This is a genomic window from Pseudomonas sp. MWU12-2345, assembly GCF_023242385.1.
GTDB classification, from domain to species: Bacteria; Pseudomonadota; Gammaproteobacteria; order Pseudomonadales; family Pseudomonadaceae; genus Aquipseudomonas; species Aquipseudomonas gingeri_D.
Window position 1 is genome coordinate 1 of sequence record NZ_JALLJA010000024.1, and the last position, 17,663, is coordinate 17,663.

The window sequence follows — 17,663 nt, forward strand, 5'->3', positions numbered from 1 at the left end:
GTTAGTTTTGTGAGCGGCCGTGTTGGCAGCGATATTGTTCCGATTGGTTTCGACAATACCGGTGCTCGTGGTGGTAGGCCGGTGTAGCGGTGGCACCTGAGGGAGCGGTGGCTGTTGACCGGGAGCGCATTGCGGGCATAGTGGCGGGAGGGGCGACACGTATATCCCAACAGCAGAGCCGTCGGGCTGGATGTATGCCTCAACGGGGGCCGTATTCCCGTTGTTAGGTTTGACCCAAAAAACGCCGGGAGCGGTGGGGTTTGGGTCGACGACCGTATAGGTATTGGGCCTTAGACCTTGTGGGTACTGAGGGACTGGTGGCTGTTGACCGGAACCAATGGGAGCCTCCCACACAGTGCCGCCCTCTGGGGTCGTTCCGAGATAGGTAGCATTCGGGTCGATAGGTCGGCTGAGTATTGGCGTCTGCGGATAGGCTAGTACCTGCTGACTGGCAATAACACTGGATGCCAGTGCGACCGATATGGCGAGTCGATTAAGGGGCGTTGGCATGGAATTTCGACCTCCTGGAAAATTGAGGCCGAAATGTATCTATCCATGTAATCGATAAATGTCGGGATTTTTACCCGTCTTTTGCAAGATATGTCACCGGTTTGGTGACGATTCGAGGTGTGTTTTATGACCCTGTGGTCTTACGGTGGCCGACGCGTCAGCCACCGTATTTTCAGGTCGAGGGGCGCTGCGCTTTCAGGCTGTCCGGTTAACCCCGGCACTCGACCAGGGACTTGATTTGCCCGACCTCGGTCAGGTTCTCTTCCGACAACCAGCGCTCGAACCCGGCATTCACCGTCGGCCATTCCGAATCGATAATGCTGTACCACGCCGTATCGCGGTTCCTGCCCTTGACCACCATATGCTGGCGGAACACGCCTTCGAAGCTGAAGCCCAAACGCTCGGCCGCCGTACGCGAGCGGGCGTTGTCGTTGTTGCACTTCCATTCCAGGCGCCGGTAACCCATGGCGAAGGCTTCCTTGGCCAGCAGATAGACCGCCTCGGTGCTCTTGGGCGAACGCTGCATCGGCGCGCCAAAGGTGACGTGGCCGATTTCGATACGTCCCTGGGCCGGGACGATTGACATCAGGCTGAGAATGCCCTGGACCTCACCGCTGGCCTTGTCGACCACGCTGAAGAAATACGGATCGCTATTGGCCGCATGGTTGTTCAGCCAGTCATTGAAGGCGCTGCGCTCCGGGAATGGACCGTAAGGCAGATAATCCCAGAGCTTGGGATCGGCGCCGGGGCCCGTCAGGGCCTGCCAGAGATCGTCGCCATGGCGGGCCGGATCGAGTTTTTCCAGGACGATAAAACGCCCCTCCAGACGCTGGGCCGAAGGTGCCGGCGCGCCTTTCCAGTTTGCTAGGGATATCGACATGAGGCTTTCCTTGAGGCTTACAACGCTTGGCGAAATTGAATGAAACCGGGGCGCTCGGCAATCCGTTCATACAGCTGGATGGCCGTGGCGTTGGTCTCGTGGGTCAGCCAGTGGACTTTATTGCACCCGGCCTCGGCCGCCGTGGCATAGACATGCTCGATCAGCAGCCGTCCCAACCCGGTTCCGCGCTGGCCGGGCGCCACGAACAGGTCCTGCAGGTAGCAGGAATTCTGCTCGCTCCAGTTCGACCGATGGTAGATGAAATGCACCAGGCCCACGGCCTTGCCGTCCTGCCAGGCGAGGGCGGCGTGGGTGGTTTCGGCCGGGTCGAGAAAACGTTGCCAGGTCGACTGGTAGATCGCGTCCGGCAGCTCGGTTTCATAGAACTTCAGATAGGCCTGCCATAGCGGGCGCCAAACGGCCTGGTCGGCGGCGCTGACCGGGCGGATCTCGATGGAACTCATGGTGACTCCTTAGCGCATCAATTGGGCGAGGGCTTGGTCCTGGCTGTCGGCGCTGGCCGCCAGCCCTTGTTGCACGCCGGCTTGGTCGGCGGCGCTGCGGTTCTGGCTGAGCTTGCGTTTGCCTTCCAGGCGCTGGATCGGTATGGCAAAACCGACAATGGCCTTGAGCATGCTCTCGATGTACGGCGCGGGGGCGTCGGCAACTTTCCACGGCTTGTCCCGGCCCGCTTCATGGCGGTCGGTCAGGGCGCTGACCAGGTTGAGCAGGCGATCAGCGTCATCGAATACTTCGGCCTGGCCGTAGGCATGCACGGCCACGTAGTTCCAGGTCGGCACGACCTTGCCGTGCTCGGCCTTGGCGGGATAGAAGGACGGGCTGACATAGGCATCGGCTCCCGGGAAGATCACCAGCACTTCACCGCCCTCCGCCAGTTCCTGCCACTGCGGATTGGCCCGGGCCAGATGGCCATAGAGCGTGCCATTGGGACCTTGCTCGGGTCGCAGCAACAGCGGCACATGGATGGCTTGCAGGCCGAGCTTGCCATGGGTGACCAGTGTCGCCAGGCGAGTGCCCTGGATATGTTGCTGCAGGGTGAGCAGGTCTTGCTCGGAAAAGGCGCTGGGTGTGTACATGGAAATTTTCCTTGGCGAATACCCTCATCCTAGGCAGGCTATTGGTTGGTTGTAAGAGCCATTACCGGCGATTTTCATAGGTCCAATGCCATGCCCAGTCCATCGTTGCCCCTGCCGTTCGATCCTGCCGGGATCCACCTCGATCCGGCCAAGGGCCTCAGTCGCCAGCTCTATCAGGCCCTGCGCCTGCGGGTGCTCGACGGGCGCCTGGCCAGTGGCAGTCGTCTGCCGGCCAGCCGCGATCTGGCCAGCGCCCTGGCGATTTCCCGCAACAGTGTGGTGCGGGCCTATGACCAGCTCTACGCCGAAGGCTTTATCGAGGGCCGGATCGGCGATGGCACCTACGTCGCGCAACTGCCGGAAAAAGCCCTGCCGATCAAAAAGTTGTCCACAAAACTATCCACAGGGTTTTCAACAGGCTTACCCACAGGGTTATCCACAAAATCACCCGAAACCGCTGGGGTTACATCCAGTAAAGTTATCCACAATCTGGCCATGGAGCGCATCGAGAGCAACCCGATGCACAAGCCACCGAGCGGTCCGCCGCGGGCTTTTCGGGTCGGCGTGCCGGCGTTCGACCTGTTTCCCTTTGGCGTCTGGGCCAAGCTGCAGGCGGCTTTCTGGCGTAAACCGGATTTGCAGTTGCTGTGTTACGGCGAGGCGGCGGGGGAGGCGCGCTTACGCGGCCTGATCGCGGCGTACTTGCGCAGCTCTCGGGGCCTGTCCTGCACGCCTGAGCAAATTGTGATCACCAGTGGCGCGCAGCAGGGCATCAGCCTTTGTGCACAGTTGCTGGTGGACCCCGGCGATGGCGTGGCGGTGGAGAATCCCGGGTACCGCGCGGCCCGTTTGGCCTTCGCGGTGGCGGGGGCCACGCTGCATGGCGTGACGGTGGACCATGAAGGGCTGAATTGCGTCGAACTCGCGCAATTGCCGGACTGTCGGCTGGCCTATGTGACCCCCTCCCATCAATACCCCACCGGCGTGATCATGAGCCTGGCCCGGCGCCTGGAGCTGCTGGCCTGGGCCGAGCGCACCGGCGGCTGGATCGTCGAGGACGACTACGATGGCGAGTACCGCTACAGCGGTGCACCACTGGCGCCCTTGGCGGCGCTGGATCGGCAGGGGCGGGTGCTGTATGTCGGGACCTTCGGCAAGATCGCCTTTCCGGCGTTGCGCCTCGGCTACCTGGTGCTGCCGTCGACGCTGGTCGAGGCCTTTGCCCAGCGCCGCGCCCTGGATATGCGGCACTCGGAGGTCAGCACCCAGGCGGTGATGGCCGAGTTCATGGCCGCCGGGCACTTCCAGCGGCATATCCGCCGCATGCGCCGGGCCGCGCTGAGCCGGCGCAACGCCTTGTTGGCCCATTGGCCGGCGAATATCCCGGGCTGTGGCGACTTGCCGGCGGTTGCGGCGGGCCTGCACCTGACGGTGCCGGTGGAGAGTCTGGCCCGGGAGCGGGAGTTGATCGCGCAGGCCGAGAGCGTCGGTGTCGAAATCAGTCCCCTGAGCAGCTACTGGATCACCCGGCCCGAACCGCCCGAAGACCGGCGTGCTGGTTTGGTCCTGGGCTTCGCGGCGGTGCCGGAGGCGGATATCGAGTCGGCGCTGGCGCGCTTGCGCACGGTCTGGAAGGTCTAGCCGCGCAGGGTATTAACCGGCTACCGCATACCCTCGCGCGGTCGATGTTTATTTATTCCCGGAACCCGCCACCAGGATAAATCGACATGACGTCCCCCCTTGCGCGCGCAGTCTTGAGCGAAAGCGAACAGGCTGAGAGGGTCTACACCCTCAGTGATTATTTTGCCCAGCGCCCGACCCTGGAAAGCGTGGCGCCCGGCCTGGTCCGCGACATGCTGGAAGATCACTACCCGGCGCAGGGCGAGCGGCTGACCCATGCCGCGCTGATCGAGCCGGAACCGTGCGGCAATCAGGTGGAATACCGGGTCCTGACCCTGGCGCACTTGTTGATCGAGCGCTTGCTGGGCGAAGAAAAGCGGATATGTCCGGCCGGCAGCTATGTGACGCTCTATCCGGGCGCGGAGCATCCAGAGCAGTTGTCCCTGAGCGTTGAGATGCTCGATACGCTGCTGGACGAGTGGGCTCCGTTGTTGCTGGAGGCGTACAAACAGGGTCTGGTGGACTTCTGGAACTCGCCACTGGCGGGGGATGTCGCCCCCTGGCAGCGCCTTTCCGAATTCTTCGCGGCGCAATTGCGCCTGGCGTGCGCGGCGCTGTCGGGGGACGAGTTGGCCACCGTGGAAGCGGTGCTCGACTATCCCGACCTGCGGGCGCGCCAAGCCAGGTTCGGCAGTGATTGCGCGCAGGCCTATATCCCTATCATCGATAGCCGCATCAAGGGTCCCGAGCCCTTGCGCATCCAGGCACTGGTTATCAGCCATTGGGTTGGCGAACGCCAGATCGTCTTGCTTTACAGCCTGTTCGGCGGGATAGAAACCTTCGATTCCACCCGAGCGCTTGAAGAGTCCCTGAGCGTGACATTGAGCGGCGAGGACTCGGGTTTCAGGAGTTACTCGCCGGACCATCATATCTTCGATGCCCTGACCGTGAGCCTGCTGGTACGCCAGTTGGAGGCCATCGATGCGATCAAGCCAAGTGACTATCGCGACCCGGAGGCCCTTGAGCAACACCTGCGTGAGTTGACTGGTTTGCAGGCCTTGTTCGGTGCCTTTCGTTCCGGTCACGAGGCGAAATTGGCGAGCCTGGATGACTTGCTCCCCGAGGCGTTGCGCAAGGCGTCGGCGGCGGATCGCACGCGTTATGGTCGTTACGTGGCGGCGCTCGCGACGGTGCATCGGGGTCATGCCGGCAAGGCGTTTCTCGATGGCATTCCCGATATCCGGACCTTTGCCGGCCAGTCGTTGCGGGCGAGTTTGCAGGCGAAATATCCAGCGGCCGCGAGCGTGTCGGTCAGCGATATCAGCGTGACCCTGACGCGTATCGCCAACAGTCCCTCCGAAATGGTCGACAGTGCGCTTGACGCTCGCTATGAGTCACAGGCCCAGGATTATGTCGCCATGGCGCTGAAGAACCTTGAGGCCTTTCCTCTTGGCGCATTGGCGCAGGTTCATTACCAGGGTCGGACAGCGCCTCCCTGGATGAGCTATGACGCGCTGCGCACGGCGGTGAGCGACGCCGATATCGGCAGGACCTACCCCGAGTTGCTCGGGCAGACATTGCAGCGCGATCAGGCCGAACGAGCCCGGCAAGAAGGGCTGTTTACCGACTACCTGCGGGTCCTGCTGCCGATGTGGGCGCTGGAGCTGCGGCTCGAGCGGAAACTGACGGAGACCGCCCGTCTTTATGTCGAGGCGGTGGTGACCCGGGACGTTGGCGTCCGTGAGGTGCTGGGGCAGCCCATCGTGGTCAGGCCAATGGCTTTTCTGGCGCATCCCGGTGCCACGGCGGACCGGGTGCGCAATATGTTTGTGATTGGCCCGCAGGCGACGGCCCAGGGCCCGCAGGTGCTGTGCCGCCCCGGCGCCAGGGTGCTCTTGCTTGAGTTTCCATCCTGGGTCGGCTTGTTGACGGCCATCCAGCGGGAGGGACCTTTGCAGCAGTCGGTCCTCGACGGCCTGGACAGCGCAAGGCGTTCAACCTATGAGGATGGCGGATTCAAGGAGCCGCACCTGACCCGGGTGACCAACTCCGATTGGAATATCCCGGACACCCCTGAGCCGGCTGCGCTGGACACCACGCCGCTGTCCGGGTCGTTTTGCGCGGCACTGTTCGCCGCCAGCGTCGAGGCGTTGATCGCGCAGGCCGAGGCGGACTCGGTGTCCAATGCCGAGGATCGCTGGAACCGTTTCGTCGATCTGGGTTGGGCCTTGTTCGGCCTGCTACAGCCCTTGTTGCCTGGGCCCCTGGCGGGTTTCGGCTGGCTCGTGCAATTGCTCTCCAGCCTCAAGGCCTTGGCCGATTCCCATGCGTCCCATCCCTGGGTGGCGTTCGCCGACGTCTTGCTGAACCTGGCGGTCGTGCTGGTGTATCACCGTCGGCCACTGATCGGGCAAGCCGGGGCCGTGGGCCCGAGGCCGGTCCTCAGTAACGCGGTGATCAAGGAACCTGCCGTCAGCGCGGCGAATCAACTGGTCTTTGCCTGGACCCGTCCGGGGCGTCAGTTCACGGCTTCCGAGCTGGTCCGGTTGGAGAAGTTCAAGCTGTCGCTGTCCGAGGCGCCCGGCACCTTGCTGGAGTCGGGCGACTGGAAAGGTCTGTATCGGCGCGACAAGCTTTTCTATGCCCGGGTCGACGATGCCTGGTTTCGGGTGTCGCGCAAACTCGATGGGGTGGTGATCATTGATGACAGTCACCCGGCGCGACAGGGTCCCTGGTTGAGGCTCGACAGCTCGGGGCTTTGGCAGTTGGATCGCGGCCTGCGCCTGCTGGGCGGCGTGGGCGAATTGAGTGTGCGTGCCGCGAAGAAGCTCAAGTCGCTGGAGAAGAAGGCCCGTGATCTGTTGGAGAGCGTGCCGATGCTGCTGGCGGACGCTGAACGCAGTGCGAGCCTGGTGCAGGTCCCGCGCGATATCGAGGACATGCTCGGGATGAAGGCGCAGCCATTTTCAGTGCTCGGCAGGGAACTGCGGGATTTGACCCAGGGGCTTTCACAGTCGCCCCGGTTTTTGATTGCCGACCTGGAGCAGGCCGCGAGCACCTTGAACAAAAAGGGGCTGAGTCTACGGATCAACCTGACCAAGAGGCGCTTGCCGACCGCCGCCGCCGTTGAGTTCCTGGCGCAGGAAGAGCAGATCACGATCCGCAAGCTGGGTGGCCGCCGGGATATTTCCGGCGGCAAGGGCGAAGACTTTCTCGAAGAGTACGAGATTCGTGACCGGCAGGGCAGGCCGTTGTGGTACGCGCATTTCCATTACCGGACGGCGGCCGCGCCGGTGGCCCATTTTTCCAAGGCTCACCTCAAGACCCGCGAGCAACGTTTAAAAGGGCTCAGTTTTCAGAGGGCCCAGGAGAGCGCCGGAAGCAAACCCGACGCTATCTGGCGTGAAAACATCGGACCCAAGCTGGCAGCGGCGTTGTTCCTGCCACCGAGTACCTGAAGATCGCCCCCACCCCCTGTAGGGGGCGGGGGCAACACTCAGATCCCGGACTTGATCTTGGTCCAGGCCCGCGTGCGGGCCCGTTCGGCCTTCTGGTCCAGGGGCTGCAAGGTGTAGAGGGTCTTCATCGCCGCTTCGGTCGGGTACAGGTTGGCGTTGTGGCGGATCGCCGGATCCACCATTTCGGTGGCGTCCTTGTTCGGGTTCGGATACCCGACAAAGTCGCTGATCGGCGCGATCACCTGGGGTTGCAGCAGGTAGTTGATAAAGGTATAGGCGTCCTGGGTATCTTTCGCCCCTTTGGGGATAGCCAGCATATCGAACCAGATTGGCGCGCCTTCCTTGGGCAGGCGCATGTCCACCACCACACCGTTCTTGGCGTCCTTGGCGCGGTTGGCGGCCTGGGAGAAGCTGCCGGAGTAGCCGACGGCCACACAGATGTCACCGTTGGCAATGTCCGCCATGTACTTGGACGAGTGGAAATAGGTGATGTACGGACGGATCTTCAGCAGCAGCGCCTCGGCTTTTTCATAGTCCTTGGGGTTGTTGCTGTTGGGGTTCAGGCCCAGGTGCTGCAAGGCCAGCGGCAGGATCTCCGACGGCGAGTCGAGCAGGGCGACGCCGCACTGCTTGAGCTTGCTGATGTTCTCTTCCTTGAAGATCAGGTCCCAGCTGTCCACCGGCGCGTTGTCGCCCAGCGCCGCCTTGACCTTGGCCGGGTTGAAGCCGATCAGGATGGTGCCGTACATATAGGGCACGGCGAACTTGTTGCCCGGGTCGTTGGCTTCGATCAGCTTCATCAGCTTGGGATCCAGGTGGTTCCAGTTCGGGATCTTGCTGCGGTCAAGGGGCTGGAACACCCCGGCTTCGATCTGCTTGGCGAGGAACACGTTGGACGGCACCACCACGTCATAACCGGAGTTACCGGTGAGCAGCTTGGCTTCCAGGGCTTCGTTGGTGTCGAAGATGTCGTAGACCAGCTTGACCTGGGTGTTCTGGGCCTTGAAGTCGTCCAGGGCCTTGGGGGTGATGTAGTCGAACCAGTTGTAGACCCGCAGGGTGCGCTCCTCGGCGTGGACGGCGGTGCTGAGCACGGCGGCGCAAAGGGCTGGGGCAATAAGACGCTTGAGCTTGTTCATTCTTCTAATTCCTCATTGAGCGTATTGGAAACCTTCGAGTACGTTCACGGCATTGATGCCGATTTCTTCTACCGCGTAGCCGCCTTCCATCACGAACAGCGTCGGCTTGCCCAGGCGGGCGATGCGTTCACCCATGCGCAGGTAGTCCGGGCTGTCGAGCTTGAACTGGGAAATCGGATCGTCCTTGAAGGTGTCCACGCCCAGGGAAACCACCAGTACATCGGGTGCGTAGCGTTCGATCTCGCCGCAGGCCTGTTCCAGCGCCGCGCTCCATTGGTCCCAGGCCGTGCCGGCAGCCAGCGGATAGTTGAAGTTGAAACCTTCACCGGGGCCTTCGCCGAGCTCGTCGGCATAACCGAGGAAGAACGGGAACTCGGCTTCCGGGTGGCCGTGGAGCGAGGTGAAAATCACATCGCTGCGCTCATAGAAAATCGATTGGGTGCCGTTGCCGTGGTGGTAGTCGACGTCGAGGATCGCGACCTTCCGATGGCCTTGATCGAGGAAGGCCTGGGCGGCGATGGCGGCGTTGTTCAGGTAGCAGTAACCGCCCATCAGGTCGCTGGCGGCGTGATGTCCCGGCGGACGGCAAAGGGCGAAGGCGCTGCGGGCGCCGCGCTGGATCTCGGCCTGGGCGGTGAGGGCGACCTGGGCCGCGCTATAGGCTGCCTGCCAGGTGCCGGCGGTGATCGGCGCGCCGCCGTCGAAGCTGTAGTAGCCGAGTTCGCCGTGCAGGTTCTTCGGGATCACCCGGCGCAGGGTGCGGGCCGGCCAGGTGAAGGGCAGCAGATCACCGTCATGGCCTAGTGCGGCCCAGCGCTCCCAGGCGCCCTGGAAGAAATTCAGGTAGGCCTCGTCGTGCACGCGGCGGATCGGCTCCAGGCCGAAATCCTCCGGCTCGCGCACCGGGCCGAGGGCCTGATGCTGCACGCGGGCCAGCACATGGTCGGCCCGCGAAGGCATTTCAAAGCAGGGCATCAATTGCCCGTCGATCAGCTCGCAGCGGCCGTGGTGCAGGTGGTGATCGTCGGAATAGACCGTCAGCATTTATTGTTCTCCGATAGCGTGGGCATGGCGTCATTCTTGATGCCCGGCGCCTTTGGGAGAACGGTGGGAGCGGCCAAAAGGGGATCGATATGGCCAAAATATATGTCCTGATTTCGCCCCTGAACGGAGCGAAGGGTGACGCCGTGGCCTGAAAAGGCGCACGCCCGGGGGTTAGTTGTTACGGATTTTTTCGGACAGCCTTACAGAGGCAACCTGCCGCCGCGATCCGCTTTGCCCGACAGTGGTCCTTGATAAGGATGGATACATTCTCGCCTCCGATAACTCCAGGTAGGGAATGACATGCCGCCGATACAACACCCCCTTGGCTGGGCCGTTGCGCTAGCCCTTTGCACTGCCTTCGCGCCACCTCTGCTGGCTTCCAGCCGGGTGAGCCGGGGCGACACACTGTATGTGGAGCATCTGGGCGATGCCTCGTCGATCATGGCGTCGAGCGCCGATGGGCTTTTTACCTGGCGCAATATCTCCCTGCGCAACGATGGCGTGGTGAAAGGCCTGAGTGGCTCGGGTGTCCGTGCCTACGGTAACGGCACGGTGTTGAACTGGGGGCGTATCTCCGGCGATCGTACCGAGGGTGTTTTTCTCACGGGGTACAACGGGGTCAGGATCGACGGGCTGGCGCGGGTAGAAAACTACGGCGTTATCGAGGCCGATGTGCCGAAGGGTGTCGGCAGTTCTTCGGGGCTTTCGATCGGCCGCGGCCTGGTGGTCAACGCCGAGGATGCGCTGATCCAGGGGCCCAGCTTCGGCATCCTGGGCCAGGGCAAAGGTCCGATCAACGTGGTGAACCGCGGCATTATTCGTGGGCACCGGGGGATCAGGCTCAATGGCAATCACGATGACAGCGTGACCAACCACGGCTTGATCGAAACCACCTACATACAAAACCAGGACCCCCATGGCTCGACCGCAAGCGCCTATATGAAAGGTGCCTACCGTGCCGGCACGGCGATAGATCTGGGGGGCGGCAACGATACCTTGGCGCTGTACAGCGGCTCCCAGGTGTTCGGGGCCATCGACGGTGGCAGCGGGTCGGACCTGTTGCTCCTTGAAGGGGGCAGCGGCATGTTGGGCAATACCCGCAACTTTGAATCGCTGTCGGTCAACCAGGGCACCTGGACCTTGACCGGTCCGGCGGATTTCAGCGCCCAGGCCCGTGTCGGCAACGGCGCGGAGTTGATCAATAACGGTGGGATCACCGGCGCCACCTGGGTTGATCAGTTTGGTGTCTATTCCGGCAGCGGCAGTACCGACAGCCTGGTGGTCAACGGGACGATGTTCGCCAACTCCCAGTCGGGTGCACCTATCGTCACGCGTGATCTCACGATGGGCCCTTCTTCGATGCTGGTGTATGGCATTGACCGCGATGGCGGCAGTTCGACCATCGACGTTGGTGGCACGGCCTATCTGCAAGGGGCGACGCTGGTCCTGAGGCCCACCGCCGACAGTGTGCCGTCGACCAGTGCGCATACGGTCCTGCGGGCCGGCCAGGTTGAAGGTGCTTTTCACAAGGTGGTCAGCGATCTGGCCTTCATGACCTACCGGCTGTCCTATACCCCCACGGATGTCGGGCTGATTTATAGCCGCAACTATGTGCCTCTGGAGCAGATCGCCGAATCCGGGAACGCCAAGCGCCTGGCGGCGAGCCTCGGGCAGACCGCGTATTTTGCCCCGGCCCCTGCGCCCGACGGGCAGCATGTCGATGACACCACGGCTGCGACGCCTGTCGCGGTCGGGCAGGCTTCGCAGCCCCCGGCCCTGGTCTCCAGCCTGATCACGAGTAACGCCGCGACGGCGAAAATCGCCATGAGTCAGCTCTCGGGCAGCCACAACGCCAACCTGGGCAATGCGACCCTGGGCGGTGCCGGCCAGGTCGGTGGCGGCATGCTCTCGGCGATGCGCCAGTGGAGCGATGACCGCCGTTTGCCTGGCTTCGAGACCTCCTCCGGCAGACCCGCCACGCTGGCTTTCGATGCGGATAGCCGTGGCGCAAAGGGTCGGGTGTGGGTTCACGGTCTGGGGAACGCGGGTAAACTCGAGAGCAGCCAGCAGAACGATCAGGCCATGCAGCGCAAGACCCAAGGCTTGCTGATCGGCAGCGACTGGGCACGGGCCGCCGATTGGCGCTTCGGGGTGGTGGGCGGTCAATCGCAGACGCGCCTGGATGGCAGCCATTTCAAGGGTACGATCGACAGCTGGCATCTGGGGGCTTATGCGTTGCATCAGAGCGGTCCCTGGGCGACCCGTCTCGGTGCCGTTCATAGTCGCCATGATGGCAACACCCGGCGTGATGTGGCTTTCGCGGGGTTCAGTGAGCGTCTATCGGGCAGGCACCAGGCCAGCAGCCAGCAGCTGTTCAGTGAGATCGGCTACGCCCTGGGCTTTGGCAACTTGAGTGTGGAGCCCTTTGCCGGCCTCGACTATCAGCGTTATCACCGTCGCGGCTACACGGAAAAAGGCGGCGATGCGGCCTTGAGCGTCAAGGCCCACTCCCAAGGCAATCTGCGCAGTACCCTGGGCGCGCGGTTTGCCCAGCAACACCAACTGGATCGTGGCATGAGCCTGGCGCCGCGCCTCAGTGCCGGCTGGAAACACCGGTATGGTCAACTCACCCACGCCGTCATGCAGTCGTCCGCGTTGGGCGGCGATGCGTTCGAGATCCGCAGCGCCACGCTGGATCGCGACAGCCTGGTGGTGGACGCGGGACTGGATTGGCGCTTCTCCGAGAACCATGCCCTGGGCGTCGGTTATACCGGGGAAATCGCCGACAATCGCCAACTGCACGGTGTTCAGGGTGAATGGACCTTGCGCTTCTGAGCCGCTGTTCGCGTCTTATGGGCGGAACTGACTCGGGCTGACCCCGCTCCAGCGCACGAAGGCGTGGCGGAAGCTGGCGGTTTCGCTGAAGCCCAGCTCATCGGCGATGCGGTGAATCGGTAGCCGGGCTTCCCCGAGCAGTTGTTTGGCACGCTCGAAGCGCAGCTCGTCGAGCAGTTCCTGGTAGCTGCAGCCCAGGTCATTGAGGTGGCGGCGCAGGGTGCGGGCCGAACACTTCATCTGCTCGGCCAGGCCCTCCAGGCCCGGCGCGGTGTGCAGTTGCGCGGCGAGCAACTGGCGGATGCGCCCCAGCCAGGCCTGGCGGCCGGTGAATTCGAGGTTGTGCTTGCGGCAACGCTCGGCCATGGCCTGGTGGGTAATGGCGTCCGCCAGGGGCAAGGGTTGTTCCAGCCAGCGCCGGTCGAAGGCGAACGCGTTGCTGTCGGCCGAGAATTGCCGCGGGCAGTCGAAGCTGTCGCTGTAGTTGGCCTGATAGTCCGGTGCTTCGTGCTCGAAGCGCGCCGCCAGCAAGGGCAGTGGGTGTCCCAGCAAGTCGTCGCAGATGACTTTCAGCGAGACCAGGCATAGCTCGGTGTTGAACACCGCCAACTGCGGGTTTTCCCGATAGTCCGCGGCGGTGAACCAGATGCGCTCGCCGTCGGTTTCCAGGCTTAGTTCGAAGAGTGTTCCCAATAGCGCCGGATAACGCAGGGCCAGGCGCAAAGCGTCACCGAAGGTGGCACTGGTGAGCAGGGCATAGCCGAGCATGCCGTAGGCCGACACATGCATGCGCCGGCCCAGTTCCAGGCCGATTTCCCGGCGCAGGGCCACGGCATTGGCGCACACCTGCATCTCCTGGTTGGTGGTGATGCGGGTGTCGGCGCGGCTCAGGTCGGCGGCGCTGATGCCGCTGCCGGCCAGCAGTGCATCGCTGGCAATGCCCTTGTCGCGGAAGGCGTTGAGCACCAGGGAGACGGCGTTGAGGGTGGTGAGGTGGGAGTGGAGCATGCTCGATTCCATCCTTGGGAGGTATGGGAATCGAGCAAGTTGTGTGCCGACGGCTGACGGATGGGGACAGCACGGATTTTGTGGTGTGGTGCCATCTGATGTGGGAGCGGAGCTTGCCCGCGAAGAACGATAACGCGGTGTCTATGAAAAACCGCGGCGTCTTCTTCGCGGGCAAGCTCCGCTCCCACAAAAGCTAGGGGGGCGTTTCAGGTCGGTGTCGGTTGCGACCCCGCCAACAACGCATCGACTACCGCCCGAGCCATTTCCACCGAATGGATCATCGACCAGATCAGCCCGCGTTCGACGCCGCTGCCGTATTCGGTGATTTCATCGGAGACCTCCTCGGCGCAGCGCAGCATCAATGACACATGGATCAGCGCCTGCTCGGCGCTGATGCCTTCCTGCACGTTGAACAGCGAGAGGTGACGGCCGTCGTTGACGCAGCCGGGGCGGGCGGCGGTTTCTTTCAGGGCGGCCAGCAGCGGCGGTTCGTGGCGCTGGCTGTTGAGCACCTGCAAGAGGTCGGCGTTGGCTTTCTTGAGAATGGCGGTGATCCGGGCGCGGGCGGTCCTGCTGGGCGGATCGGGGACGATTTTATCCATGCGATGACTCCTATTGATGTCATGGAGCCGACACTGTTCGCGACTAAACGAAGGGGGTGGCGGCTGTACGCAGGTTAGTCGACCGGCCAATAGGAAACCGGCGCACCCGAGGGTGCCCTACGCACAGCCACCATAAACCTGGGGGGCATAAAAAACGCCGACCATGAGGTATGGGGGCGCTGTGCGCCTATTGAGCTCGGGCGACTAAACCCGTTCACTGCAATGGGGCAGTGACGAACGAAGACTAGTCACGTGGCTGGACAGGCGCAAGGCGTTGGGATTTTCTAGGAAATGTCGCTCAAGAAAAAGCGATTTGTCTGGTGCTGAGGTTGTTCTGCCCAGGTTTTTTCAATCCCGGTGAGTGAATGGGTTGGCCTCAACACTGCCGTCTTGAGGCCGAACACGGACCTTGTAGGAGCAGGGCTTGCCCGCGAAGGGGCCCTTGAGGACGCCAAAAGCTTCGCGGGCAAGCCCTGCTCCTACAGGTTCCTTGTGTTCTTGAGATCAAGCAGGACCCCAGTCAGCGAGGTGGTTCAGCTCAACTCGCCACACAGGTCCAGCTCGACCAAGCGCCGCACTTCAGCCTGCTCCAGGCCCGCCCCCAACAACGCATGCAGCTTGCCGAACACCGCCTCACGGGTCATGCCGCCGCCAGACAACACGCCGACACCACGCAAACGGCTACCCGCCTCATACACATCCAGCTCGACGCCGCCTTCATGGCACTGGGTGATCGCGACCACCACGATCCCCAGTTTCTGCGCGCGCTGGAGACTGGCGAGGAACGCCGGGTTATCGCTCGGCCCGGTACCGCTGCCGAAGCACTCCAGCACCAGTGCCTGGATACCGCTGTCGATCAGGCCATCCAACTGCGCGGCAGCGATGCCCGGAACCAGCGGCAACACACCGACCGTCGTCAGTTGTCGGGCCTGGCCGTAGCCCAGTTGCACCGGCAAGGTCTGCGCCTTGGCCACGCCGCCCGTACGCTTCAGCGCCGCAAACGGATGCCGCCCAAAGCTGCGAATCTTCGCGCAACGGGTCGGCGAAAGCATCTCGCCATGAAAGTGCAGGTGTACCCCAGGCGCCAAGCCCTGGCCCAACGCAACCAGCGCACCGCTGACGTTCTCCCAGGCATCGCTGTCCGGCACGCCCGCCGGCAGCATGGAACCGGTAAACACCACCGGCGCCGGCAGCCCCAGCAACTGGAAGCTCATCGCCGCCGCGCTATAGGCCAGGGTGTCGGTGCCATGCAGGATCAGCACGCTGTCGCACTGTTGCACTTCCACCGCATCGACCACCGCATCCCGCAGGCGCAGCCAATACTCGGGGGTCATATTGGCGCTGTCGATCAGCGGGGCCATTTCGCGAAAACGCCAGTCCGGCACCTTCAGGCCGGGCTGCCCGGCGAGCTGTTCGCGCATCCGCGCTTCGAAACCGGACGCCGGGGCCAGGCCGTTGGCGCTGGCCTGCATGCCGATGGTGCCGCCGGTATAGAGGACCATGACGCGTTGTGCGGCAGGATAAGAGACGGAAGTCATTGCGGGTTCTCCTGGACGAATGCACCGTGCGCCGCAGCATGCCTGCGTGCGCAAGGTGTGTCACGTCAGGTGGCAGGACGCCACCTGGTAAGGTCTGTCGCGTCGGACGGCAGGGCGCCGCCCGTGGGAGCGATCAGCGTTGCGTGGCAGGCACGCCCTGGACAGCGTCTTGCTCGCGTGGCGCGGCTTGGCCCGGGGTTGGCCAGGCTGCCAGGTCCAGGTCCAGATCGGCGAACTTGCTCGAGTCGAACACCGGCTGGCTGACGCCGGCACGGCGCTGTGCGTCGTAGTCGCGCATCACCCGCAGGCCGACCTTGAACAGCATGGCCAGGGCGATCAGGTTGACGAACGCCAGGCAGGTCATGGTGATGTCGGCGAAGGCGAACACGGTCGACAGGTTCTGCACCGAACCCCATACGATCAGGGCCAGCACCAGGGCGCGGTACACCATCAGCACGATGCGGTTGCGGGTCAGGAACTGCAGGCTGGTTTCGCCCAGGTAGTAGTTGTAGAGGATGCAGGTGAAGACGAACAGCGACAGGGCGACGCTGACGAACAGGCGGCCCCAGTCACCGACCACGGCGGCCAGGGAGTTCTGGGTCAGGACGATACCGTCACCTTCGAAACCCGGGGTGTAGAAGCCCGACAGCAGGATCAGCAGGGCGGTACAGGTGCAGATCACGAAGGTGTCGAGGAACACGCTGAACGCCTGGACCACGCCTTGGGCGCCCGGGTGCTTCACAGCGGCCACGGCGGCGACGTTGGGCGCGCTGCCCAGACCGGCTTCGTTGGCGAACACGCCACGTTTCACACCCATGACGATGGCGCTGCCGAGCAGGCCGCCGAACGCAGGGTCAAGGCCGAAGGCGCTCTTGAAGATGGTTTCCAGCATGGCCGGCACGTGTTCGATCTGGCTGAAGATCACGTACAGGGTGACGCCGATGTAGGCCAGGGTCTTGACCGGAACCAGCAGGTCGGAAACCGAGGCGATGCGCTTGATGCCGCCGACGAAGACGATCGCCAGCAGGACCGCCAGGGCGATGCCGGTGTGGTTCGGCGAGAAGCCGAAGGCGTTCTGCAGCGAGTGGGTCACGGTGTACGACTGCAGGCCGTTGAAGGCGAAGCCGTAGGTGACCAGCAGCAGGATGGAGAACACCACCGCCATGCCTTTGAGCTTCAGGCCGTGCTGGATGTAGTAAGCCGGGCCGCCACGGTACAGGCCGTCGCCATCGGCGCGCTTGTAGACCTGGGCCAGGGTGCATTCGAAGAAGCTGCTGGACATGCCCACCAGTGCGGTGACCCACATCCAGAACACGGCGCCTGGGCCACCCAGGGTCACGGCGATGCCGACACCGGCGATGTTACCGGCGCCGACGCGGCCGGCGAGGCTCAGCATCAGGGCCTGGAACGAGCTCAGTTGGCCAGCTTGACCACGAAGGGACTCTTTGAAGACGGTGAACATGTGGCGGAAATGGCGGAACTGGACGAATCGCGAACGAATCGTGAAGTAGCTACCGAGCCCGACAATGAGCACGATCAGTAATTTCCCTGAGAGGAAGTCGTTGATGACCTCAAGCATGGAATGGTTCCTCGCTGTTTTTTGATGCAAAGGCGGCTCGTTCGAAATATCGCGTTACACCCGATGTCACTGGGCAGTGTGGGCTGGCGATCTTTCATCCCGAGCTTGCGCGGGTTGTTTTTAGTGTTGTTTCGCGTGTTTCAGTGCCGCTGTACCGCGGATCGCTTACGCGAAGAGGGGCGGCACTATACCTATGAGCACCGCAGTCGTCTGTACTCGTTTGTAGTACAAACGACGAAGCGCAGGGTATTTCTGGTGAAGGCAGGGGCCGGGATAGAGCCTTCGTCCTACTTTCGGTTGTAAAAAAAAGGGCCTGAAGAGTGACCTTCAGGCCCTCAAAAGGTGAGAGGTGT

12 protein-coding genes are annotated in these 17,663 nt (G+C 63.0%); 3 read left to right on the forward strand and 9 right to left on the reverse strand.

The genetic code is table 11. The features are described 5' to 3' along the window. Window positions 1-718: 718 nt before the first annotated feature. Genes M5C71_RS30330 through M5C71_RS30340 form a run of 3 tightly spaced genes read right to left on the reverse strand, consistent with a single transcriptional unit; the run spans window position 719 to window position 2,487 of the window. Entirely contained in the window at window positions 719-1,390 is a 672-nt protein-coding gene (locus tag M5C71_RS30330; RefSeq protein WP_103499202.1) for a GNAT family protein, read from the reverse strand. Window positions 1,391-1,407: 17 nt separating this feature from the next. Next, on the reverse strand, window positions 1,408-1,854 hold the full coding sequence (locus M5C71_RS30335) for a GNAT family N-acetyltransferase (protein ID WP_248769460.1): 447 nt from the start codon (window positions 1,852-1,854) through the stop codon (window positions 1,408-1,410). A 9-nt stretch (window positions 1,855-1,863) separates the two neighbouring features. After that, window positions 1,864-2,487 (reverse strand): FMN-binding negative transcriptional regulator, encoded by a 624-nt coding sequence (locus M5C71_RS30340; RefSeq protein WP_177104106.1) that lies wholly within the window; start codon window positions 2,485-2,487, stop codon window positions 1,864-1,866. Window positions 2,488-2,577: 90 nt separating this feature from the next. Here M5C71_RS30340 and M5C71_RS30345 point away from each other — a divergent pair, with 90 nt between their 5' ends. Further along, entirely contained in the window at window positions 2,578-4,128 is a 1,551-nt protein-coding gene (locus M5C71_RS30345; RefSeq protein WP_248769461.1) for a PLP-dependent aminotransferase family protein, read from the forward strand. An 86-nt stretch (window positions 4,129-4,214) separates the two neighbouring features. Continuing rightward, window positions 4,215-7,565, forward strand: a complete 3,351-nt coding sequence (locus tag M5C71_RS30350; protein ID WP_248769462.1) for a DUF6543 domain-containing protein — start codon at window positions 4,215-4,217, stop codon at window positions 7,563-7,565. Window positions 7,566-7,603: 38 nt separating this feature from the next. Here the strand turns inward: M5C71_RS30350 and M5C71_RS30355 are convergent, their stop codons facing one another. Both M5C71_RS30355 and M5C71_RS30360 read right to left on the reverse strand, forming a co-directional pair. Beyond that, the gene (locus M5C71_RS30355) at window positions 7,604-8,704 is read right to left on the reverse strand and encodes a polyamine ABC transporter substrate-binding protein (protein ID WP_152736621.1); all 1,101 of its coding nucleotides are present in this window, start codon (window positions 8,702-8,704) and stop codon (window positions 7,604-7,606) included. Window positions 8,705-8,716: 12 nt separating this feature from the next. After that, window positions 8,717-9,748: a histone deacetylase family protein gene (locus tag M5C71_RS30360; RefSeq protein ID WP_248746929.1), complete on the reverse strand. Its 1,032-nt coding sequence runs from the start codon at window positions 9,746-9,748 to the stop codon at window positions 8,717-8,719. Window positions 9,749-10,048: 300 nt separating this feature from the next. Between M5C71_RS30360 and M5C71_RS30365 the strand changes: the two genes are divergently transcribed. Continuing rightward, the gene (locus tag M5C71_RS30365; RefSeq protein WP_248769463.1) at window positions 10,049-12,583 is read left to right on the forward strand and encodes an autotransporter domain-containing protein; all 2,535 of its coding nucleotides are present in this window, start codon (window positions 10,049-10,051) and stop codon (window positions 12,581-12,583) included. A gap of 15 nt (window positions 12,584-12,598) precedes the next feature. Here M5C71_RS30365 and M5C71_RS30370 read toward each other — a convergent pair whose 3' ends face one another. From M5C71_RS30370 to M5C71_RS30385, 4 genes are all read right to left on the reverse strand, one after another. After that, on the reverse strand, window positions 12,599-13,591 hold the full coding sequence (locus M5C71_RS30370) for an AraC family transcriptional regulator (protein WP_248769464.1): 993 nt from the start codon (window positions 13,589-13,591) through the stop codon (window positions 12,599-12,601). A 206-nt stretch (window positions 13,592-13,797) separates the two neighbouring features. Next, window positions 13,798-14,193 (reverse strand): hypothetical protein, encoded by a 396-nt coding sequence (locus M5C71_RS30375; RefSeq protein WP_103499211.1) that lies wholly within the window; start codon window positions 14,191-14,193, stop codon window positions 13,798-13,800. 533 nt (window positions 14,194-14,726) lie between these two features. Next, window positions 14,727-15,731 (reverse strand): asparaginase, encoded by a 1,005-nt coding sequence (locus M5C71_RS30380; protein ID WP_248769465.1) that lies wholly within the window; start codon window positions 15,729-15,731, stop codon window positions 14,727-14,729. Between the two features lie 133 nt (window positions 15,732-15,864). After that, window positions 15,865-17,310 (reverse strand): alanine/glycine:cation symporter family protein, encoded by a 1,446-nt coding sequence (locus tag M5C71_RS30385; RefSeq protein ID WP_103499213.1) that lies wholly within the window; start codon window positions 17,308-17,310, stop codon window positions 15,865-15,867. Window positions 17,311-17,663: the final 353 nt, after the last annotated feature.

Bases quoted from the DNA above. Each gene is read 5' to 3' on its own strand.
- M5C71_RS30330 (WP_103499202.1), bottom strand. From the start codon at position 1,390: ATGTCGATATCCCTAGCAAACTGGAAAGGCGCGCCGGCACCTTCGGCC.
- M5C71_RS30335 (WP_248769460.1), bottom strand. From the start codon at position 1,854: ATGAGTTCCATCGAGATCCGCCCGGTCAGCGCCGCCGACCAGGCCGTT.
- M5C71_RS30340 (WP_177104106.1), bottom strand. From the start codon at position 2,487: ATGTACACACCCAGCGCCTTTTCCGAGCAAGACCTGCTCACCCTGCAG.
- M5C71_RS30345 (WP_248769461.1), top strand. From the start codon at position 2,578: ATGCCCAGTCCATCGTTGCCCCTGCCGTTCGATCCTGCCGGGATCCAC.
- M5C71_RS30350 (WP_248769462.1), top strand. From the start codon at position 4,215: ATGACGTCCCCCCTTGCGCGCGCAGTCTTGAGCGAAAGCGAACAGGCT.
- M5C71_RS30355 (WP_152736621.1), bottom strand. From the start codon at position 8,704: ATGAACAAGCTCAAGCGTCTTATTGCCCCAGCCCTTTGCGCCGCCGTG.
- M5C71_RS30360 (WP_248746929.1), bottom strand. From the start codon at position 9,748: ATGCTGACGGTCTATTCCGACGATCACCACCTGCACCACGGCCGCTGC.
- M5C71_RS30365 (WP_248769463.1), top strand. From the start codon at position 10,049: ATGCCGCCGATACAACACCCCCTTGGCTGGGCCGTTGCGCTAGCCCTT.
- M5C71_RS30370 (WP_248769464.1), bottom strand. From the start codon at position 13,591: ATGCTCCACTCCCACCTCACCACCCTCAACGCCGTCTCCCTGGTGCTC.
- M5C71_RS30375 (WP_103499211.1), bottom strand. From the start codon at position 14,193: ATGGATAAAATCGTCCCCGATCCGCCCAGCAGGACCGCCCGCGCCCGG.
- M5C71_RS30380 (WP_248769465.1), bottom strand. From the start codon at position 15,731: ATGACTTCCGTCTCTTATCCTGCCGCACAACGCGTCATGGTCCTCTAT.
- M5C71_RS30385 (WP_103499213.1), bottom strand. From the start codon at position 17,310: ATGCTTGAGGTCATCAACGACTTCCTCTCAGGGAAATTACTGATCGTG.